Genomic DNA, 1,066 nt, shown 5'->3' on the forward strand with positions numbered 1-1,066 from the left:
TGTTATTCGACTATAAATTGAAACGACTATATCAATGATTTTTCCAAACCGCGTGCGCCCGAAACAGCGGCACACGCGGGATTATCCATTTACCCACAAAGGAAGCAGAATATGTCTTTGCAAAACATCATCGAAACCGCGTTTGAAAACCGCGCCGAAATTTCGCCTTCTACCGTGACGCCAGAAGTCAAAGAAGCCGTATTGGAAACCCTCCGTCAGCTGGATTCGGGCGAATTGCGCGTGGCCGAGCGTTTGGGCGTGGGCGAATGGAAAGTCAACGAATGGGCGAAAAAAGCCGTATTGCTCTCGTTCCGCATTCAGGATAACGAAGTGCTGGACGACGGTGTTAACAAATATTTCGATAAAGTGCCGACCAAATTCGCCGGCTGGTCTGAAGAAGAATTCCAAGCTGCCGGTTTCCGCGCCGTGCCGGGTGCGGTGGCGCGCCGCGGCAGCTTCGTGGCCAAAAACGTGGTGCTGATGCCTTCTTATGTGAACATCGGCGCGTATGTGGACGAAGGCGCGATGGTCGATACCTGGGCGACCGTTGGCTCTTGCGCGCAAATCGGTAAAAACGTACACCTGAGCGGCGGCGTGGGCATCGGCGGCGTATTGGAGCCGCTGCAGGCCAGCCCGACTATTATTGAAGACAACTGCTTTATCGGCGCGCGCTCCGAAATCGTAGAAGGCGTGATTGTGGAAGAAGGCAGCGTGATTTCCATGGGCGTGTTCATCGGCCAATCCACCAAAATCCTCGACCGCGAAACCGGCGAAATCTACCAAGGCCGCGTACCGGCCGGCTCGGTGGTGGTGTCCGGCTCTATGCCTTCCAAAGACGGCAGCCACAGTCTCTACTGCGCCGTCATCGTGAAAAAAGTGGACGCGCAAACCCGCGCCAAAACCAGCGTAAACGAGCTGCTGCGCGGTATTTAATCCGCTAGGCCTTGTTGCAGGCCGCAGTGGAAACAGCTAGGCCGTCTGAAAAAGCGTATCGTCTTTTTCAGACGGCCTTTTTTTGCGGATAGGTGTTTTATAGCCGAAGAAACGAATAAAGAGACAAGTTTGG

Annotated in this window: 1 protein-coding gene; it reads left to right on the forward strand. The window is 54.1% G+C overall.

The features are described from left to right. Positions 1-111 precede the first annotated feature (111 nt). A complete protein-coding gene (gene dapD / locus BDE01S_RS10685) occupies positions 112-933 on the forward strand; it encodes a 2,3,4,5-tetrahydropyridine-2,6-dicarboxylate N-succinyltransferase (protein WP_066081409.1) in 822 nt (273 codons plus the stop codon). Positions 934-1,066 lie beyond the last annotated feature (133 nt).

This window comes from Bergeriella denitrificans NBRC 102155 (assembly GCF_001592185.1).
GTDB classification, from domain to species: domain Bacteria; phylum Pseudomonadota; class Gammaproteobacteria; order Burkholderiales; family Neisseriaceae; genus Neisseria; species Neisseria denitrificans.

What these genes read in the sequence shown, in the direction of transcription:
- dapD (WP_066081409.1), top strand. Translation starts at nt 112, where the DNA reads ATGTCTTTGCAAAACATCATCGAAACCGCGTTTGAAAACCGCGCCGAA.